21 protein-coding genes and 1 riboswitch are annotated in these 22,621 nt (G+C 63.9%); of the genes, 9 read left to right on the top strand and 12 right to left on the bottom strand.

Annotation, left to right across the window (positions count from 1 at the left end; genetic code table 11):
• Window positions 1-124: 124 nt before the first annotated feature.
• Complete coding sequence (locus ATC04_RS00975; RefSeq protein ID WP_047120518.1) at window positions 125-889, top strand: SDR family oxidoreductase; 765 nt, start codon at window positions 125-127, stop codon at window positions 887-889.
• A gap of 33 nt (window positions 890-922) precedes the next feature.
• On the opposite strand, the gene ATC04_RS00970 is transcribed toward ATC04_RS00975, so the two are convergent.
• From ATC04_RS00970 to ATC04_RS00960, 3 genes are all read right to left on the bottom strand, one after another.
• Window positions 923-1,363 (bottom strand): SRPBCC domain-containing protein, encoded by a 441-nt coding sequence (locus ATC04_RS00970; RefSeq protein WP_047120519.1) that lies wholly within the window; start codon window positions 1,361-1,363, stop codon window positions 923-925.
• Window positions 1,364-1,417: 54 nt separating this feature from the next.
• Window positions 1,418-1,678 carry a hypothetical protein gene (locus tag ATC04_RS00965; protein ID WP_047120520.1) on the bottom strand — a complete coding sequence of 87 codons (261 nt, stop codon included), beginning with the start codon at window positions 1,676-1,678 and terminating at the stop codon, window positions 1,418-1,420.
• A 97-nt stretch (window positions 1,679-1,775) separates the two neighbouring features.
• Window positions 1,776-2,228: a MarR family transcriptional regulator gene (locus ATC04_RS00960; RefSeq protein ID WP_047120521.1), complete on the bottom strand. Its 453-nt coding sequence runs from the start codon at window positions 2,226-2,228 to the stop codon at window positions 1,776-1,778.
• A 169-nt stretch (window positions 2,229-2,397) separates the two neighbouring features.
• Between ATC04_RS00960 and ATC04_RS00955 the strand changes: the two genes are divergently transcribed.
• Window positions 2,398-3,399 carry a pirin family protein gene (locus ATC04_RS00955; RefSeq protein ID WP_047120522.1) on the top strand — a complete coding sequence of 334 codons (1,002 nt, stop codon included), beginning with the start codon at window positions 2,398-2,400 and terminating at the stop codon, window positions 3,397-3,399.
• A gap of 24 nt (window positions 3,400-3,423) precedes the next feature.
• Window positions 3,424-3,756 (top strand): GNAT family N-acetyltransferase, encoded by a 333-nt coding sequence (locus tag ATC04_RS00950; protein ID WP_047121010.1) that lies wholly within the window; start codon window positions 3,424-3,426, stop codon window positions 3,754-3,756.
• A gap of 10 nt (window positions 3,757-3,766) precedes the next feature.
• Here the strand turns inward: ATC04_RS00950 and ATC04_RS00945 are convergent, their stop codons facing one another.
• From ATC04_RS00945 to ATC04_RS00920, 6 genes are all read right to left on the bottom strand, one after another.
• Window positions 3,767-3,955 carry a hypothetical protein gene (locus tag ATC04_RS00945; RefSeq protein ID WP_047120523.1) on the bottom strand — a complete coding sequence of 63 codons (189 nt, stop codon included), beginning with the start codon at window positions 3,953-3,955 and terminating at the stop codon, window positions 3,767-3,769.
• A gap of 13 nt (window positions 3,956-3,968) precedes the next feature.
• Window positions 3,969-5,351 (bottom strand): MFS transporter, encoded by a 1,383-nt coding sequence (locus ATC04_RS00940; RefSeq protein ID WP_082124031.1) that lies wholly within the window; start codon window positions 5,349-5,351, stop codon window positions 3,969-3,971.
• A 53-nt stretch (window positions 5,352-5,404) separates the two neighbouring features.
• Entirely contained in the window at window positions 5,405-6,145 is a 741-nt protein-coding gene (locus tag ATC04_RS00935; protein ID WP_047120524.1) for a ZIP family zinc transporter, read from the bottom strand.
• Between the two features lie 61 nt (window positions 6,146-6,206).
• A complete protein-coding gene (dnaB, locus tag ATC04_RS00930; RefSeq protein ID WP_152666918.1) occupies window positions 6,207-7,562 on the bottom strand; it encodes a replicative DNA helicase in 1,356 nt (451 codons plus the stop codon).
• Between the two features lie 601 nt (window positions 7,563-8,163).
• Window positions 8,164-8,664, bottom strand: a complete 501-nt coding sequence (locus ATC04_RS00925; protein ID WP_047120525.1) for a flavin reductase family protein — start codon at window positions 8,662-8,664, stop codon at window positions 8,164-8,166.
• A 97-nt stretch (window positions 8,665-8,761) separates the two neighbouring features.
• Window positions 8,762-8,878: riboswitch (SAM riboswitch) on the bottom strand.
• Between the two features lie 351 nt (window positions 8,879-9,229).
• Window positions 9,230-9,784, bottom strand: coding sequence for an XRE family transcriptional regulator (locus ATC04_RS00920; protein ID WP_047120526.1), 555 nt, complete (start codon window positions 9,782-9,784; stop codon window positions 9,230-9,232).
• Here ATC04_RS00920 and ATC04_RS00915 point away from each other — a divergent pair.
• The gene (locus ATC04_RS00915; protein WP_231735869.1) at window positions 9,783-10,751 is read left to right on the top strand and encodes a DMT family transporter; all 969 of its coding nucleotides are present in this window, start codon (window positions 9,783-9,785) and stop codon (window positions 10,749-10,751) included. The genes ATC04_RS00920 and ATC04_RS00915 overlap by 2 nt on opposite strands.
• Window positions 10,752-10,840: 89 nt before the next feature.
• Here ATC04_RS00915 and ATC04_RS00910 read toward each other — a convergent pair whose 3' ends face one another.
• The gene (locus ATC04_RS00910; protein ID WP_047120527.1) at window positions 10,841-12,631 is read right to left on the bottom strand and encodes an NAD(P)/FAD-dependent oxidoreductase; all 1,791 of its coding nucleotides are present in this window, start codon (window positions 12,629-12,631) and stop codon (window positions 10,841-10,843) included.
• Between the two features lie 1,028 nt (window positions 12,632-13,659).
• Here ATC04_RS00910 and ATC04_RS00905 point away from each other — a divergent pair.
• Window positions 13,660-14,169, top strand: coding sequence for a hypothetical protein (locus ATC04_RS00905; protein WP_047120528.1), 510 nt, complete (start codon window positions 13,660-13,662; stop codon window positions 14,167-14,169).
• Window positions 14,170-14,579: 410 nt separating this feature from the next.
• Window positions 14,580-15,014: a hypothetical protein gene (locus ATC04_RS00900; RefSeq protein WP_047120529.1), complete on the top strand. Its 435-nt coding sequence runs from the start codon at window positions 14,580-14,582 to the stop codon at window positions 15,012-15,014.
• A 979-nt stretch (window positions 15,015-15,993) separates the two neighbouring features.
• On the opposite strand, the gene ATC04_RS00890 is transcribed toward ATC04_RS00900, so the two are convergent.
• On the bottom strand, window positions 15,994-17,166 hold the full coding sequence (locus ATC04_RS00890; RefSeq protein WP_047120531.1) for a helix-turn-helix domain-containing protein: 1,173 nt from the start codon (window positions 17,164-17,166) through the stop codon (window positions 15,994-15,996).
• A 249-nt stretch (window positions 17,167-17,415) separates the two neighbouring features.
• Here ATC04_RS00890 and ATC04_RS00885 point away from each other — a divergent pair, with 249 nt between their 5' ends.
• The 3 genes from ATC04_RS00885 to ATC04_RS00875 all read left to right on the top strand — a co-directional run bounded on the left by ATC04_RS00885 (window position 17,416) and on the right by ATC04_RS00875 (window position 20,852).
• Window positions 17,416-19,014 carry an AMP-binding protein gene (locus ATC04_RS00885; protein WP_197413552.1) on the top strand — a complete coding sequence of 533 codons (1,599 nt, stop codon included), beginning with the start codon at window positions 17,416-17,418 and terminating at the stop codon, window positions 19,012-19,014.
• 78 nt (window positions 19,015-19,092) lie between these two features.
• Entirely contained in the window at window positions 19,093-19,671 is a 579-nt protein-coding gene (locus tag ATC04_RS00880) for a dihydrofolate reductase family protein (RefSeq protein ID WP_047120533.1), read from the top strand.
• 29 nt (window positions 19,672-19,700) lie between these two features.
• Window positions 19,701-20,852: a PQQ-dependent sugar dehydrogenase gene (locus tag ATC04_RS00875; protein ID WP_047120534.1), complete on the top strand. Its 1,152-nt coding sequence runs from the start codon at window positions 19,701-19,703 to the stop codon at window positions 20,850-20,852.
• 79 nt (window positions 20,853-20,931) lie between these two features.
• Here ATC04_RS00875 and ATC04_RS00870 read toward each other — a convergent pair whose 3' ends face one another.
• Window positions 20,932-22,449, bottom strand: a complete 1,518-nt coding sequence (locus ATC04_RS00870; RefSeq protein WP_286158840.1) for an acetyl-CoA hydrolase/transferase family protein — start codon at window positions 22,447-22,449, stop codon at window positions 20,932-20,934.
• Between the last annotated feature and the right edge of the window lie 172 nt (window positions 22,450-22,621).

Genomic DNA, 22,621 nt, shown 5'->3' with positions numbered 1-22,621 from the left:
GGGGCACGGCCGTCTAACCGGACGGGCGAAACATCCCGGGCGTTTCTGGGAGCTGGCCGCCGCGGTTCCTAGGATGGGAGCAGACGCCTCACCAATGACCCGCTGAATCTTCCAAGGAGAATTGATGACCTCGGCACCTGAGAACCCGTCGGCCGCCCGCACCATCGTGATTACCGGCGCCGGATCCGGCATCGGCAAGGCCACCGCGCAGCTGCTGCTGGCCCGCGGATGGAATGTGGTGCTCGCCGGGCGCACCGAAGCGACGCTGGCCCAAGCCTCCGACGGCCATGACAAGGCCCTGGTGGTTCCCGCCGATGTCACGGACCCGGATGCCGTCGATGCGCTCTTCACCCGGGCGGCGCAGCGCTTCGGCCGGGTGGACGTGCTGTTCAACAACGCCGGGGTCTTCGGCCCCGCGGTGCCCATCGACGAGCTGTCCCCTCAGGCATGGGAGGAGGTCTGCAGCATCAACCTCACCGGCGCGATGAATGCGGCGAGGGCCGCCTTCGCGCACTTCAAGCTGCACGGCGGCGGACGCATCATCAACAACGGCTCGATCTCCGCGCAGGTTCCGCGGGTGAATTCGGTCGCCTACTCGGTGACCAAGCACGCGATCGCGGGCCTCACGAAATCTTTGGAACTCGACGGGCGCCCGTACCGCATCCGGGCAACCCAGCTGGACATCGGGAATACCGCCAGCGACCTGCTTGATGATTTCGGGGCGACGCAGGGAGCATTGCAGCCCAGTGGCCAACGCCTGGTTGAACCGACCTTTCCGCTGGCCGAAGCGGCGGATGCAGTGGCCTACATCGCGGGCATTCCGCTGGGAACCTCGATCAACCAGTTCACCATCACCGCCGGCGGCATGCCGTACATCGGGCGGGGCTAGCGCCACGGCCTGCCTGGTCCGATCCGGCGCGGCCTAGAAGAACTCGGACAGCAGGTTCTCGAGCTTGGAGAACGCGGAATTCCAGGCCTTGGTGCTGGATTCGATGACCTCGTAGGGCAGCGGGCTCTGCGTCAGCGTGATGCTTGTTTTCCCGGCGAATTCCTGGAAGTCGACACGGGTGGTGATCACCAGTTCAAGTGTCATTTCATGCGGCCCGTCGTCGCTGACTAGGCAGGTGTACTCGTCAAAGGCGGTGATGACCGCCTTCAGCGGGACCTTGGCTTCCGGGTTGTCGACCTGGACCATGGTCAATTCATGGCGGCCGCCGACCATGGGCTCGAAGACAATCGAGTCCTCTTCGATGGCCCAGCCGTGCGGGCCCCACCACTGGGAGATGATTTCCGGTTCCACGAATGCCGCCCAGACCGCGGTGCGCGGTGCGGAAAATTGGCGGGACATAACCAGTTCAGTCATCGAATCCATGCCTAGTAGATTATCGCGTCCGGGCCGCCCGGGTCGATGTGAGATCTACTGCTGCGGACGGCGGCGCGGTTCCATGCGGCTGGCGGTATAAACGGTCAACTCGTCAGCCTGGGTGCCGGCCGCCTCATGGGCTTTGAGCACCTTGTAGGCGCGGTCCCACTTGTGGCGTTCGCGGGGGCTGTCCTTGAGGTTGCGCTCCGCCGGGCCGAAGATGCTCAGGCCGAGGTACTTCAGGCGCCACAGTGCCCGATAACCCAGCCCCAGGCCAGTGGTGTCTTCGATGATGGGCAGCGGTGACTCATCCATGATGGTCTTTCCTCTTCGGTGTTATCGGACATGCAGTCGGCATCCCCTGGTAACCCCAAGTCTACGATATTAGTTGGTGCACCAACTAATTAATGATTCAACCCTTCGGCGCGGCCGAACCGGCGGCAATCATCCGGTCCAGGATCGTGCGGAGCTCCACCGCGTCCTCCAGGCTCAGGTTCAGGCGCTTCATCATTTCCTTCGGCACCTTCACGGCCTCGGTGCGCAGCGCCGCCCCCTGCTCGGTGGTGGTGATGACAATGGCCCGCTCATCCTGCGGATTGCGGGTCTTGACGATCAGGCCGGCTGTTTCCAGGCGCTTGAGCAGCGGGGAAAGCGTTCCCGGATCCAGGTGCAGCTGGTCGCTCAGTTCACGCGCGCTCATCGGCGCGAATTCCCAGAGCGCCAGCATGACCAGATACTGCGGATGCGTCAGCCCCATGGGGTCGAGAACCGGCTTGTAGGCCGAGATCACCGTACGTGAGGCTACCGCCAATCCGAAGCACACCTGCTTCTCCAGCTGCAGCAGTTCTTCGTCTTGCAGATTCATGCTCTCCACGGCCCCTACTTCTTCTCGTCGCAATGCTGTCCTCCTATTGATCGTACGCTGTTGCCGGACTTTGGCGGCCGAGGGCTTTCCTCGCCGGCGACCGGCTTCATCCGCCACGCCGCCGCGGAATAGGTAGCGAAACCCGGTTGCACTGCATAGCCTTGTGCCTATGAGCAACCTTGAGCAGGCGCCGGCAGAAATCGACTGCTGTGCGGGTCAATCCCCCTCCGAAATTGAGATCCTCGAACCGCGCGAGGTCCCCTTGGGCGGATTGAGGGCCATGACCGTTTTCCGCACGCTCCCCCAGAAGCAGCGCAGCCTCATCGGCGCCTGGTGCTTCCTCGACCACTACGGCCCCGACGACATCACGATCACCGGAGGCATGAACGTCCCGCGCCATCCGCACACCGGGTTGCAAACCGTCTCCTGGCTGTTCACCGGGGCCATCAACCACCTTGACTCGGCAGGCTTCGCGGCCACCGTCCGCCCGGGCGAAGTGAACCTGATGACCGCAGGTCACGGCATCAGCCATTCGGAGATCCTCACCGAGGGCACCACGATCCTGCATGGCGCCCAGCTGTGGACCGCGCTGCCAGACGGCGCGCGCGACATGGAGCCGACCTTCGAGAACTACCGCCCGGAGCCGATGCACGGCGATGGCTGGTCGCTGTCGGTCTTCCTGGGCAGTCTCGCCGTCGGATCGCAGAGCTCGACCTCGCCGGTCAAGACCCACACGGAGCTGTCAGGCGCGGAGCTGCGCCTTGCACCGGGCGCCGAGATCGAGATCGTGGTTCCGAAGCATCACGAACACGGCGTGCTGCTGGATTCCGGAAGCCTGGAAGTCAACGGGCACCAGCTGGAGGCTCGCGAATTGGGCTACGTTCGGGCCGGCGGCAGGTGCCTGCGCCTCAAGGCCGGGAATGAACCAGTCCTCGCCCTTGTTATCGGTGGTGAACCGCTGAATGAAGACATCTTGATGTGGTGGAATTTCGTGGGACGGTCCCACGAGGAGGTCCTGGCCTTCCGCGCCCAGTGGCAGGCGGAAATCGGCGCCGAACCCGGCGATGCCAGCGAAGACCGCTTCGGGCCGTTCCCTCCGAACACCCCCGCGGCGCTGCCGGCGCCAGCGCTGCCGACCGTCAAGTTGCGCCCGCGCGTCAACCCGTCCTAGTACATCTGCAAAGGAAACATGAACATGAGTGAGATCAAGCCGGTATTCCTCTCCGAGCGCCAGCGCTTCTCCCTGGACGACAACGGCAAGCGCATCGGCGCGGCCCACTACCGCGACTACGACGGCACCGACGGCGTGGAGCGCATTTTCTTCCACACCACCGTGGACGAGGAGTACGGCGGACAGGGCTTGGCCAGCGTCATGGTGAAGTTCGCGCTGGACAACACCATCTCCAGCGGCGCGAAGATCGTGGCAGTCTGCCCGTACGTCAAGGGATATGTCGCGAAGCATCCGGAATACCAGGCGCATCTGGTGCAGCCGACCCCGAGCCACTTGGAAATCCTTCCGCGCAGCTGAACCGGGGATTTCAGGGTTTCATCTCCAGGCCGCGCGCGGCCAGCTCCTCGCGGAGAATGCGAATGGCTTTCGGTCCGATGCCGTGCAGCGCGAGCAGCGCTGCGGCGCCGGCCTGCCCCGCCTGCTCGAGGCTGGTGATGCCGGCCTGCTCGAAAGCCCTGGCGGCGGGCTTGCTGGTCTTCGGAAGCTGCGTATCCATGCCCCCAGCGTAGTCAAGCCGCTGGCCGGGCAACAGGCTTGGTGCGCGGCGAAACGATGATGAGGACCAGCGCCAGGGCCAGGCAGAAGCTGAACACCGAGATGAAGCCCCACCCTGCGGCCACCGTGGCGAAAATGACGCCGCCCAGCGCCGTGGCGCCGGCGGTGCCCAGCGAATCGGCCAGCGTCATGGCCGAGGAGTTGAATCCCTGTTCATGCTCGGCCGAGAGCTTGAGCATATTCACGTTCTGGCGCGGGTAGATCATCCCCATGCTGAAGCCGCCCACGGCCCAGCCGCAGATCAGCACCGCCACCGGCGGGTGGTACACCGCGGTGAGCAGCGCCGTGGAGATCGCGACCGTGCTGGCCAGGGCTCCGAGGGTGATGCTGTGCGAATTCGAGAGCTTGTCGCCCAGCTTGCCCTGCAGCCACGAACCCACCGACCAGCTCAGCGCCGAAGCGGTCAGCACCAGTCCGGCCCGGTCCGGGCTCAGCTGGTAGTCCTCGCGCAACAGGTAGGGCAGGTACACCTCGACACCGAAGAACGCGCCGGCGACCAGCGTGCGTGTGCTCATGGTGGCGGGCAGCCCGCGGCGCACGCTGAAGGTACCCTTGGGCAACAGCGGGCGGATGGTCAGCAGCGCCAGCAGCAAGGCCGCGAGCAGGGCTGGCAGCGACCAGGCGCCGCCGCTGTTGCCCAGCAGGTTCATCGCGATGACAGCCGCTCCGGCCAACCCGGCCAGCAGCAGGCGTTTCCAGGAGACCGGGCCCAGCTCGGAGTGGGACTCCCGAGGCAGCCGGTCCAGCGCCGGGATGATGGCGCAGAAGGCGAGGGCAACCAGCCCCATGACACCCAGGAACACCCAGCGCCAGCCGATGAACGTCGCAATCAGCCCGGCCAGCCAGGGGCCGATCAGCGCGGGCAACACCCAGGCGGTGGCGAAGAGCGCGAAGATCTTCGCATGCAGGCTGCCGGGGTACGCGCGCGCGATGAGCACGTAGATCGCCACGGTGATCGCGCCGCCGCCGATGCCCTGGAGGATGCGCCCTGAAATCAGGATCTCCATGCTGCCCGCGGTGCCGCACACCAGAAGGCCCGCCAGGAATACCGCCACCGAGGCGAACAGCGGAATCTTCGGCCCCCAGCGGTCGGTGATTTCGCCGGCCGCCACCATGCCCAGCATGCCGCTGGCCATGGGCGCAGCGAAGGACAGGGCGAACAGCCGCTTCCCGTCCAGCACCTCGCTGACCAGCGGCATCACCGTGGTCACCGCCATGGCCTCGAACGCGACCAGGAACACCAGGATGAACATGCCCAGAGTCGTGGACAGGTACTGCGGCGCGTAGATGGTCTCGACGCCGGGCGCACCGGTACGAGAGCTTTTGTTCTGGGGCATGGAATCATTCTCGCAGAACCGCGGCGGCTTCAGTCCACCCGTGGGATCGGCGGCTATCCGCCCAGTGCGTGCAGCGAAAAGGCGCTGAGGAATCCGGCGGTGACCAGCAGCCCGGTGTAGTCGTGGTCCACCGCGTAGGCCTCGGGAATCATGGTGTCGGCGATCATCGTGAGGATGCCTCCCGCGGCCACGGCGGTGGTGAAGGCCAGCACCTCGGCAGGCATGCCCTCCAAGGCAATCGCCCCGATGAAGGCGGCCAGACCGCTGGCCAGCACGATCGAGCCCCACAGGGCGAAGATCGACCGGCTACTGCGCCCGGAGGCCTTCATATCCGCCGAACTAGCCAGCCCCTCGGGAATGTTGGAGACGAAAATGGCGATCAGCATGGTCGGATTCACGCTGGCTCCCGCGACAAGCCCCAGGCCCAGCGCCACGGATTCCGGGATGCCGTCGATCAGCGCGCCGACGGCGATGGCTGATCCGGAGGAGGATCCGGAGCTGCCTGCCTGGGTGCGGCTTCTCTTGCGGCTGCGCCTGGCCAGCAGCGCGTTGGCGCCGAAGTAGAGCAGGGCGCCGGCAGCGACCCCGGCGGCCGTGGCCGCCAGCCCGCCCATGGTGAAGGCCTCCAGCACCAACTCGAAGCTCAGCGCGCTGACCAGCACGCCGGCGCCGAACGCCATGACGGCGCAGACCCAGACCCGGGGAATTCGCAGCCACCAGGCCGCTACGGCCCCGATCAGCAGCGCTGATCCGGCCACGGTTCCCCAGAGCAACGCTTGGAGGGAGACGAACATGACACCCACTATAGTTGGCGGTCAGCCAACCCAGTAGGTGCCCTGGAAATGCCGGCCGGGGCTACCCTTCCGAGGACATGTTGCTGAAGCGCGAGTAATGTCCCTGGAATGCCACGGTGATGGTCTTGGTGGGACCTGCACGGTGCTTCGCGATGATCACGTCGGCTTCGCCCGGACGGTTCTCCTTGTCGTACACATCGTCGCGGTGCAGCAGGATGACCATGTCGGCGTCCTGCTCGATCGAGCCCGATTCGCGAAGGTCCGAGACCATGGGCCGCTTATCGGTACGCTGCTCGGAACCACGGTTCAGCTGCGACAGCGCAATCAGCGGCACGTCGAGCTCCTTGGCCAGCAGCTTGAGGTTACGCGAGAACTCGGAGACTTCCTGCTGGCGCGATTCCACACGCTTGCCCGAACTCATCAGCTGCAGATAGTCGAGGATGATCATGCGCAACTCGTTGCGCTGCTTCAGGCGTCGGCACTTGGCGCGGATTTCCATCATGGACATGTTCGGCGAATCGTCGATGAACAGCGGGGCCTCGTTCAGCCGGCCCATGGTGGTCGCGATCTTGGTCCACTGCGCGTCCTCCACCGAGCCCTTGCGCAGGTCCTGCAGCTGGATGGATGCTTCCGCCGAGAGCAGGCGCATTGCGATCTCGTTGCGGCCCATTTCCAGGGAGAAGAACACGGTGGCCATGTTGTGCTTGATGGCCGCGGAACGGGCGAAGTCCAGCGCGAACGTCGACTTGCCCACGGCGGGGCGGGCCGCGATGATGATCATCTGGCCGCCCTTCAGGCCCTGGGTCAGCTCGTCGAACTCGTAGAAGCCGGTGGGCACGCCGGTGATGCCGTCGCCGGCGTTGGCGGCGTTCTCGATCTCGTCGACGGTACCCTCGATGATTTCGGACAGCCGCACGTAATCTTCGCTGCCGCGGTTCTCGGAGACCTTGTAGACCTCGGCCTGCGCCTCGTTGACGATGGCATCCACCTCGCCGTCGGGCGAGTAGCCCATCTGGACGATACGGGTTCCGGCGTCCACCAGGCGGCGCAGCACGGCGCGTTCGCGCACGATTTCCGCGTAGTAGCCGGCGTTCGCGGCGGTCGGCACCTGCTGGATCAGATTGTGCAGGTAGGCGGCTCCGCCGACGCGAGCGATCTCGTTGCGCTTGGTCAGCAGGTCGGCCACGGTCACGGCATCCGCGGGCTCGCCGCGGCCGTACAGGTCGATGACCGCCTCGTAGATTGTTTCATGGGCGGGACGGTAGAAGTCGGTGCCGCGAAGGACTTCGACGACATCGGCAATGGCGTCCTTGGAGAGCATCATGCCGCCAAGAACCGACATCTCGGCTTCGATATCCTGCGGCGGCTTGCGCCCCGCATCCGATGCTCGCTCTTCGTAGATCGGCTCTGCGCTCATTACAGACACTTCCATCCCCTATGTAACCGCCGGGAAACCACTTTTGCCATGTCGGCAACTGTCCATCGTGTCAGCACCAACCGACAGTTGGGCCCGGAGCCCTTGTGGATAGTCTTTCCCAGTGCCAACACTAGGTGGGTTATTAACAGAGGTAAACCCTGATATCCACAGAATATGTGGATAACCTACAACCTCCTGTGGATTCCCCTGTTCACTACGTGGGGATAATCCTGTGGATTACCCCACTTAAATGCCAGACATTAGAACTTGACTTGGGTATTTATGTTTTCACAGCTGTGGATAGAGAGTTAATTTTTTCCACTGCACACAGGCTCCGAAAGCGTTATCAACAGCCAAAATCCCGGAATCAAGGTGTTTTTCACAAGTTATCAACCCCAATCAACAGGCTATCCACAAAGCTGTGGATAGTGCTGTGGATAGCAGCTCCGTCATAATCGCGTGATGAGCGGTGGAAGCCCGCAGGTCGGCGAACTCCAGTCCATGGATACCGGGCATCCGGGCCCGAAGCTGCGCGGTTTGGAATTAAAAACGCTGCGGCGCGAAGGATGATTCTTCGCGCCGCAGCGTCTGGTGATGTCAGTTAAACGAGTTCGGGCACTGGCAGTGAGTGAAATCGCGAATCGTGGAAGATCTGCGGGGAATGGTTGGAGAAGTCATGACCGTGGACCTCCAGGAAGATCACCCAATGGTCGCCGGCTTCCACTTCGTTGTAGATCGAGGTCTCCAGCCAGAGGGTGGATTCCTGGATGAACAGTGCGGCTTGCTCAGTCTCATGGGTATCTACGCCGGCAAAGCGGTCGCCGTGCTTTGAGGCGATCTGCCCGCAAATCCCGTCGTTGCGCTCGCTGAGCACCGAGACGCCGATACGCTCCGCGGCACGCAGCTTGGGCCAGGTGTTGGAGGTTTTCTGCACCGCGAACATGACCAGGGCTGGCTCCAGCGATACTCCGACGGTAAAGGACGACGCGACGAGGCCGGTTTTCTCCCCGTCGATGACGGCGCAGAGTGCGGCGACGCCTGATGGGTGCTGCGCGAAAACCTTGCGCAGGGTCAGCGGGTCAAGATCCTGATTCAAAGACATGGCTCGATTCCTTCGGGTCGTGCCCAACGAGCGGGAACGTCCGGCAACAGCCCGTGGAGTTCACTTCTGCGCGCTGCCAGATGTTTGCACACTCGATGTGCGGTACTTGTGCCACGCGTTCTTGCGTGGGACCGAATCCTCACCTGGAGCACCCCACTACCGTTGAGAGGGTTGCCGGCCAGCAAGCCAGGGCTTATAGCTGACGCTCTTGATTCTGGTTAAAACCATATTGCTCGTTACGCCGCACGGTCAAACATTTCACTTCTCAAATCGCAATATTCAAGAAATTGTTCGACTCCTTCGGTAATTTCCGTGTTTCGATCATCCTTTTATTCGGAAGTTTCAGTCATTTTGCACGCATCTCCAGCCAACTTGTGCGGTTTGATTTCAAAGAATGCAGCGGGCCAAGGCAATCAAGCCGCTGGCTTCGTACATCTGCCATGCCGAGGGCAGGCGTCGCCCAAGCCCCCACAGACTTGCAGAACCCGACTCCCCGGACACCCCCGGGCGGTCCACAGCGATTCTTCCGCCAGAAGTACCGCCGCGCTGGCGGCCAGCCCGCCCGTCACGAAATGACGTTTCGAACGAACTTCACCGGTTCCGCGCCGGCATTCACGTAGGAATAGGACTGCGAACTGGGGTAGGTTGCATGTTCCCCCGCGTTCAGGTCCAGGACCGTCGAGGCGAACTCAATGAGCAGCTTGCCGTGAACTACCAAGATCATTTCCGACCAGCCTTGGGGATCGGGCTGGGCGTCATATCGTTCGCCGGGCGCAAGCACCCACGTCCACAATTGCACCTCTTCGCTGGCGGGGGCCGACCCCAGCAGCATCGCCCGACTCTGCGGACTACTCCCCTTCCACGCCAGTTCATTGATTTCGGAACGGGCCGCAGTAGGCGCGGTCACCAGATCAACGAAGCGAATTCCCAGCGCTTCCGCCAATTGGTCGAGTCCCGCCAGGCTGATATTCGCCTCGCCGGCTTCGAGGTTGATGATCGTGCGTCGGCTGACCCCCGAGCGCTGCGCAAGAATTGCCTGGCTCAGTCCCGCGCGTTTTCGGAAGTCGCGGAGATTGGATCCAACGTTGCGGAGAACCGGAGAGTCACTGGAATCTTGCATGTGCACTATTCTGCACTATATGATGTGCAGAATGGTGCATATTTCTGCCATACGGGAAAATTTTTCACTCAGCAGGCAAGAAGCCGCCCTCCTTGCCATCACGTCCGTTTGGGGCGGAACTTTCCTGCTGATTCACTTGGCCATGCGCCACAGCGGACCGATGTTCTTTGTCGGCGTCCGATTTGTCATCGCAGGCTTGGTCGCCGCGGCCATTTTCTCGAAGTCGCTCCGCAGGATCACCGGCAGGGAGTTATGGGCCGGAACGGCCATCGGCGTGATGATCTTCCTGGGTTATGGGCTGCAGACCCAAGGGCTTCAAACCATCAATAGCAGCACTTCGGCGTTCCTGACAGCGCTGTACGTGCCGATGGTTCCGCTGTTGCAATGGCTGGTCTTTCGCCAGCGCCCCCACACGATGGTTTTGCTCGGGGCGGGTCTCGCCTTTGTCGGACTACTGCTGCTGGCTGGACCGGGTGCCGTCACCCTGGGCTTGGGCCCTGGAGAGATCGCAACCTTGGCGAGCACCCTGCCTATGGCCGCAGAAATCCTGTTGATTGGCTTCTACGCCGGCAAGGTCAACCTGGGCAGGGTCACCGTCATCCAGCTGCTTGTTGCCGGCGGCCTCGGATTCTCCGCCATGCCGGCAGCCGGTGAATCCGTCCCCGAGTTCTCCTGGCTCTGGGCCGCCCCTGCCATTGGCCTGGGAGCCGCAAGTTTCCTGATCCAGGCGACCATGAACTGGGCGCAGAAGTCCGTCTCCCCCGCCCGGGCCACCATTATCTATGCCGGGGAACCGGTCTGGGCCGGAATCTTCGGCCGCATGGCCGGTGACCGGATGCCTGCCTTGGCCTTGCTCGGCGCGGCGGTCATCGTGGCCGGGACGTTGCTCAGCGAGATCCGACCGAGACCGGAGGACACGACACGGGATCAGGCTCAGGCTCCGAATCAGGACGCCCTGACCGAATAAGCCCGCAGACCTTTGGCACGCAGCCCTCGGCCCGCCCGGTCGCACCATCGAACCGGGCGGGCCGAGGACCCTCCAGACGCATCCCCGCGTCAGAGCCGGTGGAAGCTTTCGGCGAGCGCGTACACAGGAGTGTCCAACCCCTCGTAGCGTGCCTTGAGCTGCAGCCCCAGATACTTGGAGTAGTGCCGGGACTGGTGCAGGTTGCCGCCGTGGAACCACAGGTTCTTGACCCTGGTCGGCTTCCACATGTTGCGCAACTCCCCCTCCCACGGCCCGGGATCCTTGGTGGTGCCCGAGCCTAGGCCCCAGCATTTGCCCACTTCGTCGGCGACTTCCTGGGAGATCAGCTGCGCGGCCCAGCCGTTCATGGAGCCGTAGCCGGTCGCGTAGACCACCGCGTCGGCGGGCAGCTCGGTGCCGTCGGCCAGCACCACTGAATGTTCGGTTAGGTGCGAGACCTCGCCCTTGGCCAGCGCGATGGACCCGTCGGCCACCAGCTCCGAGGCGCCGATGTTGATGTAGTAGCCTGAGCCGCGGCGCAGGTACTTCAGGAACAGCCCCGAGTCGTCGTCGCCGAAGTCCAGGTCGAACCCGGCGTCGGTCAGCGACTGGTAGAACTGCGCGTCGTCCTCCCTGATCTGGGCGAAGGCGGGTTTGTGGAATTCGGGCAGCACCTTGTACGGGATCGAGGCGAAGATCAGGTCCGCGGTATCGGTATCGATCCCGTTGGCCAGCGCCTCCTCCGAGTACAGCGGCCCGAGCACGGTTTTCATCAGCGATTCGGAGCGCACGATGTGCGTGCTGGAACGCTGGACCATCACCGGCTTGGCGCCGTTGTGGACCAGGTCCGCGCAGATGTCGTGAGCGGAGTTGTTCGCGCCGATCACCACGACGTTCTTGCCACGGTAGGACTCGCCGCCCGGGTGGGTCGAGGAGTGGTTCTGCTCCCCGGCGAAGATCTCCTGGCCCGGGTACTGCGGAAGGTTCGGGATGCCTGACATGCCGGTGGCCATGACCAGGTGCGTAGGGCGCAGGGTCAGCGGCTGACCGTCGCGGAGAACCTGGACGATCCAGCCTTCGGACTCGGGGTCCTTGCGCGCGCTGACGGCCTCGGTCAGGGACCAGTAGTCCAGTTCCATGAGCTTGGTATAGCACTCCAGCCAGTCCCCCATCTTGTCCTTCGGCGTGAACACCGGCCAGTGGTCGGGGAACTCGATGTACGGCATATGGTCGTACCAGACCGGGTCGTGCAGGGCCAGGGAGTGGTAGCGCGAACGCCACTGGTCGCCGGGCTTGGGGTGCTTGTCGATGATCAGCGCGGGCACGCCCATGCGCTTGAGCCGTGCTCCCAGGCCGATGCCGCCTTGGCCGCCGCCGATGACCAGCACGTAGGGCTGCTCGGTGACGCCCAGGGACTGCTGCGCCTTCTTTCTCCGGTCAAGCCAGTTCTCCGAGACCATGGCCGCGCCGTGGTCCGCGCCCAGTGTGCGGCGCGGGCCGGAGGGTTCGGGGAAATCGCGCAGGCTCTGAGCGGTGGAAAGCATAGTCCAGCCCAGCGAGTCGCGCAGCCGGAACAGGCCCTTGCCCTGCATCGCGTTGTTCTCGAAGGTGTACCACGCCTCGATGATGCCGTCGGCTTCCGAAGCTCCGGTGACCTGCAGGTTGCGCGGCCAGGCGCCAGAGTCGATGCCCAGCAGCATGGATTGGATGCCGTCGCGCCCCTCGGCGGTGTGCAGATTCCAGGTCAGCGCGGTCAGATCGCGCCAATAGGATTCCTCGCCGAACAACTGCGCCGCGGCGGCGGAATCGTCGGCCTCCAGCGCCTGCTGCAACTTGGACAGCCATGCTTGCGCCTGGACTTCCGGGGAGTTCTCAGCCATCGTCATCACTTCATTTCTTCCTGGAACCATTGGGATGGTGCGGCGCCAGCTGTGCCGCGTGGAATCCAGAATATGAGGTGGATCACAATTCGAAAGGGTTGCAAAAGGTTGCAACCGCGCCGAAGGGCTCTCGTTCGCGACCATTGGCTTCATGGATGGCAAATCGTTGGTCTCGTTCAAGCGCAGAAAACCATGCAGCCAACGACGCAGCACCGACGGGTCGGGTACAGGGCACCCTAGATCCATCAAGCAGTTTCCTGCTCGTCGGCGGAGCGCGAACACCGCCCGCGGGGCCAGTGTTGCCCCGCGCAGTGACCGCGATGCTGCTCGTCGTTTGGCCGCACAATCATGACACCAGCAGTCGCGTGGCTCCTCCGGCCAAAACGATGGCCACGCCAAGGATTCAAGGACTTGGAAAAACCGGCAGTACTCGCGGATGCTGAATGCCCCGGGGCCGCCAGAGCCGGTCTCGGCTTACTTTCCACAGCCAACTGGCGCCCCTGGCCGGGCGCCAATCTGACTCCGGCGGATCCACGGTCTGCCCCAAGCAACGTGACGGCGCGCAGGAAACCGCAAGAGCGTGGATCAGGGCGCTCGCCCACGGGATTTCAGCCCTGGCTTCGCCGGAATGACCATCTCGCCCGGACGGAGTTTGATCATCGCAAATACGCCGCCAGCACTGATACCAGAAATCCAGGGCCCGAAGAGGGCGCAGGCACAGATCATGCAATCATCGCGGGCCACGGGGTGACGGTGATGGAGTCTGCCGAAAGACCCCTGCCGCGCTGCCAGCTGAGGCATTGAAAAATTCCGTGATAGCCGCGCTGGACACGGTCGGTGACGGGGTGCACAGATGGCAACTACGCCGCGTATATTCTCGCTTCGGCCTGCGTGGCATCGTCACGTCGCCACCGCCCAGTATTACAGGAAAGGACGGAGCCCTACGGGCAAGACGGCATAGGTGATTCACCAGGGCGTGGTATCTCATTTTATAAACTTAAGCGGTACCCTCAGAGAGAAACTCCACGATGATCACCGAGCGCCGAAAAGCGAAACACGGGGAACCTTTCCGCAACTTCACAGCGGACTTCGTGAACGACCACTTTCTCGGCAAGCTGCCGTCGGCGGAGGAACAAATGAATATCCCAGAACTTCACACCCCTGCTGCCCAGCGCATGCAAGAACTCTTCGGATGCCCCGAAGCCAGGAGGCATCTCACCTCATATGGATGGATGGAAGGCATGCCAGTAGTTTTCGCCCACGCCTGTGAACGTGTGGAAGACATCATGGGGCTAGTCTCCGTGCACGGGCGCGCTGTACTTCTGGTACGCATTGATGGCCAAAACAATGATCTGCAGTTATGGCACATCAGTGTGCCGAGTCCGATCTTCACGCGCGTGGAGCCGGTCTCTCCTGAGTCGACAATTCAAGACCTTTGCGTCAGACATCCCAAAAGCCGGCTCACTCCGTTCCGGGTGGCATTCTGGTCACACAGTGCTGCCATCCATGAAATTCCACTCCATCCCTATACCAATTGACATGACTTGCGGAAATTAATTTCGTCTTATCACAATTAGATTACGAAGAACGAAATCATTCCTAACCTGCGCGAATCCTGATAAGGGTTGCGCCGCGTAAGAATGGTAAAACCACACCCCTAATCCGTAAGCCTCTCATATTCTGAAGTATCTACTGACTAGGCGCTACGCGCGTCGATCAAACCAGGGACTCCTCCATTCTTAAAGCGGTATGGCCACGGAAGATCCTTGGCGCATTCACGAATGCTTATTAAGCGATAAAGCCGAACTATCCTTCAGTGGCCTAATCTTTTAGGGTAGAAATAACACCGCAAACAGGCAGGATGAAAGGTAGCCGGTTTGCATGGTGACTTGTTCCAAGTTGATGGGGATCACTCGGAAGACTCAAGAACACAGTGGAGGTAGTACCAATGCCAGGACGTATCGTACGCACCAAAACCGCCGAGCGCGTGAGTGAACTGCTCGGTTCCCGCGAGGGGCGCCAACACCTGACGAACTACGGATGGGTCCAGGGAATGCCAATAGTGATGTCGATTCCCACGGAGCCTCTCAATGATGTTATGGGCCTAGTCTCCATGCACGGCCGCCCGGTCTTGGTAGCCATGCTCAGTGCCAAGCTCGATGAGTTGAAGTTCCTCTACGTCTCGACCCCCAACCCAGCCCTGCGAAACGCCGCGGTCGAGAAAGATTCGACCCACATCCAAGATCTGTTCGAGCGCGCCGAAGAAGATGGGCTAGTCACCTTCCGAGCCAAGTACTGGGATGCGAGCTCAGTGGCGCACCCGATCCCTGCGTTCCGTCCTGCCACCGAGAGCCCCACCTACGCACACCGTTTCAGTGGTTAGTCACCAAGGCAGTTAAAAGCCTGCAAACTGCGACACTTATGCCTGCGGACATCAAGACTTGTTATCGGTTCTGCCATGGCAATTACCGCGAGGTGCTGGAATGCCGGCCCCATGCGCTACCCCCTCGCAGCTTTGCAGGCTGGCTGGCGGTAAGTATTCCCCGCCACCGTCCTTAGCCTCTAGCCTTGCGGGCCGATCTCGGTCCCGGAATCCGGACTCGCGTGCTTGGTCGCGTTTTCTTGCGCCTCGTGCCTCACGACCTCCGGATTCGCCCCCAGGGCCAGCCGGCGAACTGTATCAAGCAATTGTTGCACCTCGGTAACCCGCTGAGTCCAATACGCGGTATCAAGATACCCAAATCCGTTATTCGCGTCGGTAGCGAACTGCTCAAAGCTGTTCCTCTGTGTTTCTAAGGCACTAGTCAGATCGTCATATTGGTCGCCAGTAAGGGAAAGATGGATGTCTTTACGAGGTCTATTTGTCATAAGTTTCAGGATTGTTCACTAGATAGCAAGTCCCTTCGACCCTACTCCTCGGCAATGGGTATAGGTCAAGGATTTCAGGATTTACCCAGCACCATCCTATAAGCAAGCGATCCCCCAGCAGTCTAAGGAAAAATACGCCGATTTCTGCTGCAACCAAATGTCTTCCATGATTGCGAAACCCTGTGACCAGCCCCCGAGCCGACGACGGATCCACGCTCCGCGGCGTTCGCCCTCAGGACCCAACGCGCGCCGCGATGCGGCCTCAAAACACCGTAGCTGCTTGCTACCCGTTGCCGATAAGACGGAACGCGTCACTATCAACCGCTGCGAACGCCAACAGGTAGACATCTTGTTCCCCCGGTTGCGGCCCATGCCCAGATAGCCAGCAGTTTCGTTGGCCGACTTGCGAGCCGGTCGGAACCGGCTCTCCCGCGCCTGAAGCGACCACCCATCCGATCGCGGCCGCGGCTGGCAGGTACGATCCCAACTTCTTCTCAACCAGGTAAAACCACTGGAACGGTCAGCCGGTAAGGGCGCGCGGCGATGATCCCGCCGAGCTTGGCCCGCAGCCGCGAGACCTCGGCACGCACGGTTACCGGGGTTACCGGTTCCTGCCAGAGCTGGCGCAACCCGGCCGCATCCACCCCCTGCTCCCGGCGGGCCAGAAGCTGCAGGATCCGCCAATGCCGGGAGTTCAGCGGCACCTCGGTACGCTCTGATCCCACCCAGATCACCGCGCGCGGCATCGGGCTGGGACACAATTCCAAGACGGTTTGCTCGGCGATGGGGCGCAACATCCATCCGCCCGGCACCGGTGCCGCGTGCATGGCGCCCAGCCCGCGCACCCAGACGCTTCCCTCGTGCAATCCGCCGATCGCCGAAAGCCGCACCGGGCAGTCGAAACCACGGCTGGCAGCTACCGCGTACTGCTCGTCAACCAGCACGTAGTTATCGGCCGGCTGGTCCACTGCGTCGCGCAGTTCGTTCAGCTTCAACTGGTGCACGCGCAGCAGCTCACCCTCCGCCTCGCGGGCGGTCGCGGACACCAACGCGAGGGTGTGCGGGTGCGCAGTGCGGAATGAACCGGCTAGTGTGACGGTGGCAGTGAGCATTCCGGTAGCCGGGCTGACGATCGGCGCCGAGGTGCACACCCAGGCATGCTGTTCCTCGCGGGCGTGCTCCGGGCCGAAAACCTGCACGGGAATCCGCTCGGCCATGGCGGTGCCGATGCCGTTGGTCCCGACATCCGCTTCACGCCAGCGCGCGCCAGCCACGAATCCGATCCCATCGCTCTGCCTGCGCACCGCGCGGGGTCCGAGCACCGTGAGGATGTAGCCCTCGCCGTCGGCGATGACCAGCTGGTTCTCTGCCTGACCCGCCATCGGCAGCAGCCGGTCGCTCAGCAGCTCGCCGAGGATCGACAGCTCATTATTCTCCCGTTGGCGCGCTGCCAGCTCGCCGCTCGGCAACGGGCGGGATTCGCCGCCGCGGCCCTGCGCCCGCTCCCAGGAGCGCGCGATGACCGGGCGAACTTCGCGCTGGATGCGCGCTCCTTCGGACCAGCTGCGGTGCAGCGGCAGCAGCTGGCGGGCGTAACCCAGCGGATCCACGCCGGCGCCAAGCGCTGCCTGAAGGCTCGGAGCGGCCGGAGGGCGGGCAGGTGTCATTCATAGAGGATGACACGCATTCATGCGCAGGAAAAGACTTGTTTTTCGGCGCGGCATTGCTTCCATAGCGCCCAGAGCGCGGTGGTGCGTTCGGCGCGGCATTGCCTCCGCTTACCGACATGAAACTACGTTTCTTGAATTGAACCTGCGTTTCATGCCACGATATTTGTTGGACGTGCGCCAGCTCACAGGATCGCGGGCGGTGCTACGTGACAGGTACAGAGATCAAAGGACGTCACCCCCATGGCCATGACTCACGCTAACCACTCCGAGCTGACCCCGCTGCGCTTCCTGGAGCGCTCCGCCGAGGTCTACCCGTCCAAGCAGGCAGTCCTGCACGGTACCCGCAGCTACACCTACGCGGAACTCGAAGCCCGGATCCATCGTTTCGCCCAGGTCATCCGCGAGCGCATCACCCCCGGCGACCGCGTGGCCGTGCTGGCCCCCAACACCCCTGAGATGCTCATGGCGCACTATGCCGTGCCGTTGGCCGGGGGCGTGCTGATCGCCCTGAACACCCGGCTGTCCGCCCACGAGCTGCAGTACATCATGGACCACTCCGAGGCGAAGCTGCTCTTCGCCGACACCGAGCTGCTGGGCAACACCAAGATGCTGCGCGCCGAGAACCCCACGCTGCAGGCGCTGATCGAGCTCACCGACGACCAGTTCACCGGGCGGCGCCCCGACGTGGCGGTGGACGCGGTGCTCGACGAGCTGCTGGCGGAGGCCAGCGAAGTGAAGCTGCCCTATTCCGTCGAGGACGAGCGCGCGCCGATCACGCTGAACTACACCTCCGGCACCACCGGCAAACCCAAGGGCGTGCTCTATTCGCACCGCGGCAGCTACCTGAACTCGCTGGGCGAGGCCATGCACCAGGGCATGAACTCCGCCACCCGCTACCTGTGGACCCTGCCGATGTTCCACTGCAACGGCTGGTGCACCCCGTGGGCGGTCACCGCCGCCGGCGGCACCCATCTGTGCCTGCGCGCGGTGCGCGAGGACTCGGTGTGGGACGCCATCGAGAACCTGGGCACCACCCACCTGTGCGGCGCCCCGACCGTCTGCTCGATCATCGCCGACGCCGAACGCGCCCACGAGCTGGCCGAGCCGCTGCGCATCACCACCGCCGGGGCCCCGCCCTCGCCTGCCATCATCTCCAAGCTGCAGAAGCTGGGCATCGAGGTGGTGCACGTCTACGGGCTGACCGAGGTCTACGGCCCGTACACCATCTGCGAATACCAGGACGCCTGGGACGAATTGGCGCCGGCCGAGCGCGCCGAGCGGCTCTCCCGCCAGGGCGTCGGCATGATCACCGCCGAATCCGCGCGCGTGGTGGACCTGGACATGAACGACGTGCCCGCCGACGGGGAAAGCATGGGAGAAATCGTGCTGCGCGGCAACAACGTGATGATCGGCTACTACCGCGACCCGCAGGCCACCGAGCAGGCCTTCGCCGGCGGCTGGTTCCACACCGGGGACCTGGGCGTGATGCACCCCGACGGCTACATCCAGGTCCGCGACCGCGCCAAGGACATCATCATCTCCGGCGGGGAGAACATCTCCACCATCGAGGTCGAGCAGGCGCTGGCCGCACACCCCGAGGTGCTGGATCTGGCGGTGGTCGGCGTGCAGGACGAAAAGTGGGGTGAACGCCCGGTGGCCTACGTGATCCGCGCCAGCGGCTCGCAGCTGGATGCCGAGGGGCTGATCAGTTTCGCCCGTGAGCGCCTGGCCGGATACAAGGTGCCGCGCACCATCGTGTTCCCGCAGGATCTGCCGCGCACCTCCACCGGCAAGGTGCAGAAGAACGTGCTGCGCGCGCAGGCGCTGGAAGAGGCCGCCGGATAGGCCCCGGCGGGGTTCCGCGGCGCACCGCAACAGCGTAGAGTTGGCGCACCGCATAGCCTACCGGCCGGAAGGTCCGCCATGCCCGCAACCTATACCTTCGACGTCTTCAGCTCCCTGGACGGCTTCGGCAGCGCCGGCGGCGACTGGGGCGGCTACTGGGGCAAGCAGGGCCCCGAGCTGCTCGAGCGCCGGCTGCAGCTCTACACCCCTGCCTGCCGCATGGTCTACGGCGCCAACACCTTCCGGCTCTTCGAGCGCTTCTGGAACGAGATCGCGGACAACCCGGAAGTCGAGGACCCCTGGGGCATCGCCATGCACGAGCAGCCCGCCACGGTCATCTCCACCACCCTGTCCGAGCCGTTGGACTGGCCCGACGCGGTGCTCGAACGCGAGGACGCACTGAGCGTGGTGGCCCGGCTCAAGGCCGAATCCGCGGTGCCGCTGCGCTCCCACGGTTCTCTGGCGATGAACCACTCGCTGCTGGCCGCCGGCCTGGTGGACTTCATCCAGGTCACCGTGTTCCCGGTGCTCACCGGCCGCAACGGCGCTTCGCCGGTGTTCGCCGGGGTGGACGACTACGACCTGGAGCTCGTCGACTCCCGGCTGCTGGATGGCAGCATCCAGGAACTCACCTACCGCCCGACCCGGCACGGCTAGCCGCCCCCGGCGGCTGAGAGGAGGTCCAGGTGGCCAGGAAGGGCGCACCGGCGCACCGCACGCGTTCCACGCTTTCCCTGCGCGCCCTGGGGCTGCTAGCGGCCGGGGCGCTGGCGCTGGCCTCCTGCTCGACTCCCAACAACCCGGCGCCGGCCGGCCCCGTTCCCACCAGCGATGCACCCACCAGCGGCTCGCCCTCCGGGGCGGAAAACACCCAGGGCGCAAGCTTCCAAACGCTGGCCTCGAATCTCAACGCTCCGTGGTCGGTGGCGGATGCCGGGGATGCGCTACTGGTCAGTGAACGGGACTCCGGGCGCGTCCTGGAGATCCTCGATTCAGGCGCCGTGCGCGAGGTCGGCCGGCTGCCCGATGTGGACTTCGGCGGCGAGGGCGGGCTGCTGGGCCTGGCCTTCAAGACCCCGGACCGGCTCTACGCGTATTCCACCGGCCCGAACGGCAACCGGATCCAGCGTTTCACGCTGGCCGGGGCGGTAGGAAGCTATTCGCTGTCCGAGCCCAGGACGCTGCTGGACGGGCTGCCTTCAGCCTCCAACCACAACGGCGGGCGGCTGGCCTTCGGACCGGACGGCATGCTCTACGCCAGCGTCGGGGATGCGGCGCGGCCGGCGAGCGCGCAGGATCTGGGCAGCTTGGGCGGCAAGATCCTGCGGATGGACGCGGAGGGAGGCGTTCCGGCGGACAACCCGTTCCCGGATTCCTACGTGTACAGCTACGGCCACCGCAACGTGCAGGGGCTGGCCTGGGACGCCGACGGCGCCATGTACGCCAGCGAATTCGGGCAGAACACCTGGGACGAGCTGAACAAGATCACCGCAGGCGGCAACTACGGCTGGCCGGAAGTGGAAGGCACCGGCGGCACCGGGGAGTTCACCGACCCCGTCGCCCAGTGGAGCACCGACCAGGCCAGTCCCAGCGGCATCGCGATCGTCGATTCCGTGCTCTACCTGGCCAACCTGCGCGGGCAGCGGCTGCGCGCGGTGCAGCTGGACGACCCGGAAATGCAGCGGGAGCTGCTGGTCAACGAGCTGGGCAGGCTGCGCGACGTGGTCCCGGGGCCGGATGGGCGGCTGCTGGTGCTGACCAACAACACCGACGGGCGCGGCGACCCGGGCCTGCAAGACGACCGGCTGATCTCCCTCCCGCCGTCAGGGACCGGATAGCGGGCTTCCACCCTGCAAACGCCGACGGCCGGCACCGCCCCGTCAGGGGAAGTGCCGGCCTCCGAGATGACCTCGGGCGCTACTGCGCTGGGCGCATGTCCCCGGTGGTGCGGAAGCGCTCGTGCCAGGACAATGCCTCGCCCAGCAGGTGCGGCGTGTGCTTGCCGTAGCTTTCCTTGCGGGCGCGGTCGAAGTAGTCCTGCAGCAGCGGACGGTAGTCCGGATGCGCGCAATTGTCGATGATCATCTGGGCACGCTGCTTCGGCGACAGGCCGCGCAGGTCCGCCAGGCCCTGCTCGGTAATCAGGATCATGGTGTCGTGCTCGGTGTGGTCCACGTGGGAGGCGAACGGGACGATGCCCGAGATCTTGCCGTCCTTGGCGGTGGACGGGGACATGAATACCGACAGGTAGCCGTTGCGGGCGAAGTCGCCCGAACCGCCGATGCCGTTCATGACGTGCGAGCCGAGCACGTTGGTGGAGTTCACGTTGCCGTAGATGTCGGCTTCGATCATGCCGTTCAGGGCGATGCAGCCCAAGCGGCGGATGATCTCCGGGTGGTTGGAGATCTCCTGGGCGCGCAGCAGGATGCGGTCGCGGTAGTGGTCGACGTTCTTGTTGAACTCGGCGATGCCTGCCTCGGACAGCGAGAAGCTGGTGGCGGAGGCGAACTCGATGGTACCGTCCTTGATCAGCTGGAGCATGCCGTCCTGGATGACCTCGGTGTAGGCGGTCAGGCCCTTGTAACCGCCGCGGGCCAGGCCCGCGAGCACGGCGTTGGCGATGTTGCCCACGCCTGACTGCAGTGGCAGCAGCTTCTCGCTCAGGCGGCCGGCGCGGATCTCGTAGTCCAGGAAGCCCAGCAGGTGGTCTGCGATCTTCTCGCTGGTGGCGTCGACCGGGGCGAACGGGCTCAGGCGGTCCGGGGCGTCGGTCTCCACGACGGCGACGATCTTGTTCACGTCGACGTTCAGGTACTTCTGGCCGATGCGGTCGCGCACGGTGGTCAGGTCGATCGGCTTGCGGTGCGGAGGCAGGGCGGTGCCGTAGTAGACGTCGTGCATGCCGTCCATGGCGGCGGACTGCTGGGAGTTGACCTCGATGATGACCTTGTCGGCCATTTCCAGCCAGGTCTTGTTGTTGCCCACGGAGGAGGAAGGGATCAGGTCGCCCTCGGCGGTGACGCCGACAACCTCGACGATGGCCAGGTCGATCCTGCCGTAGAAGCCGAACCAAGCGTGCTGGGCGACATGGGACAGGTGGATGTCCATGTACTCCATGTTGCCCTCGTTGATACGGCGGCGGAGCTCCGGGTCGGACATGTACGGCAGGCGGAGGTTCATGCCCTCGGCCTTGGCCAGTACGCCGTCCAGTTCCGGAGCGGTGGAGGCACCGGTCAGAACGTTGATCTTGAAGTCTCGGCCGGCGTCATGCTCGTCGCCGATGAGCTTTGCCAAAGCGCCTGGCACGGCTTTCGGGTAGCCGGCGCCGGTGAAGCCGCTCATGGCCACGGTCATGCCCGGCTTAACGAAAGTGGCAGCCTGTTCTGCGCTCATCAGTCGTTCGGTGAAGGCGCGATGGTGGATACGCTGGTGCAAAATAGCCCTTTCTCACTTCTTTGTGATCCACGTCTGTAACGAGTATCTCAACCTACTACTCTAGTGTCGCTTTCGACCGTCCGGGGCCAGCTTCTAGGCCCAATGCCGAATAAAGCAGGGGCAAAGCGCTGACCTGTCCAGAGTTTGCGGTGACCGGTCGCCGGAAATTCAC

The sequence above is a fragment of the Arthrobacter sp. YC-RL1 genome (assembly GCF_001454985.1).
Taxonomy (GTDB): Bacteria; Actinomycetota; Actinomycetes; order Actinomycetales; family Micrococcaceae; genus Glutamicibacter; species Glutamicibacter soli.
Note: the sequence above shows the minus strand (reverse complement) of the source record. Positions and strands in the feature narration are given on the sequence as shown.

Bases quoted from the DNA above. Each gene is read 5' to 3' on its own strand.
- ATC04_RS00890 (WP_047120531.1), bottom strand. From the start codon at position 17,166: ATGACACCTGCCCGCCCTCCGGCCGCTCCGAGCCTTCAGGCAGCGCTT.
- ATC04_RS00900 (WP_047120529.1), top strand. From the start codon at position 14,580: ATGCCAGGACGTATCGTACGCACCAAAACCGCCGAGCGCGTGAGTGAA.
- dnaB (WP_152666918.1), bottom strand. From the start codon at position 7,562: ATGAGCGCAGAGCCGATCTACGAAGAGCGAGCATCGGATGCGGGGCGC.
- ATC04_RS00950 (WP_047121010.1), top strand. From the start codon at position 3,424: ATGAGTGAGATCAAGCCGGTATTCCTCTCCGAGCGCCAGCGCTTCTCC.
- ATC04_RS00945 (WP_047120523.1), bottom strand. From the start codon at position 3,955: ATGGATACGCAGCTTCCGAAGACCAGCAAGCCCGCCGCCAGGGCTTTC.
- ATC04_RS00975 (WP_047120518.1), top strand. From the start codon at position 125: ATGACCTCGGCACCTGAGAACCCGTCGGCCGCCCGCACCATCGTGATT.
- ATC04_RS00940 (WP_082124031.1), bottom strand. From the start codon at position 5,351: ATGCCCCAGAACAAAAGCTCTCGTACCGGTGCGCCCGGCGTCGAGACC.
- ATC04_RS00905 (WP_047120528.1), top strand. From the start codon at position 13,660: ATGATCACCGAGCGCCGAAAAGCGAAACACGGGGAACCTTTCCGCAAC.
- ATC04_RS00880 (WP_047120533.1), top strand. From the start codon at position 19,093: ATGCCCGCAACCTATACCTTCGACGTCTTCAGCTCCCTGGACGGCTTC.
- ATC04_RS00935 (WP_047120524.1), bottom strand. From the start codon at position 6,145: ATGTTCGTCTCCCTCCAAGCGTTGCTCTGGGGAACCGTGGCCGGATCA.
- ATC04_RS00965 (WP_047120520.1), bottom strand. From the start codon at position 1,678: ATGGATGAGTCACCGCTGCCCATCATCGAAGACACCACTGGCCTGGGG.
- ATC04_RS00885 (WP_197413552.1), top strand. From the start codon at position 17,416: ATGACTCACGCTAACCACTCCGAGCTGACCCCGCTGCGCTTCCTGGAG.
- ATC04_RS00970 (WP_047120519.1), bottom strand. From the start codon at position 1,363: ATGACTGAACTGGTTATGTCCCGCCAATTTTCCGCACCGCGCACCGCG.
- ATC04_RS00925 (WP_047120525.1), bottom strand. From the start codon at position 8,664: ATGTCTTTGAATCAGGATCTTGACCCGCTGACCCTGCGCAAGGTTTTC.
- ATC04_RS00960 (WP_047120521.1), bottom strand. From the start codon at position 2,228: ATGAATCTGCAAGACGAAGAACTGCTGCAGCTGGAGAAGCAGGTGTGC.
- ATC04_RS00920 (WP_047120526.1), bottom strand. From the start codon at position 9,784: ATGCAAGATTCCAGTGACTCTCCGGTTCTCCGCAACGTTGGATCCAAT.
- ATC04_RS00955 (WP_047120522.1), top strand. From the start codon at position 2,398: ATGAGCAACCTTGAGCAGGCGCCGGCAGAAATCGACTGCTGTGCGGGT.
- ATC04_RS00910 (WP_047120527.1), bottom strand. From the start codon at position 12,631: ATGGCTGAGAACTCCCCGGAAGTCCAGGCGCAAGCATGGCTGTCCAAG.
- ATC04_RS00915 (WP_231735869.1), top strand. From the start codon at position 9,783: ATGTGCACTATTCTGCACTATATGATGTGCAGAATGGTGCATATTTCT.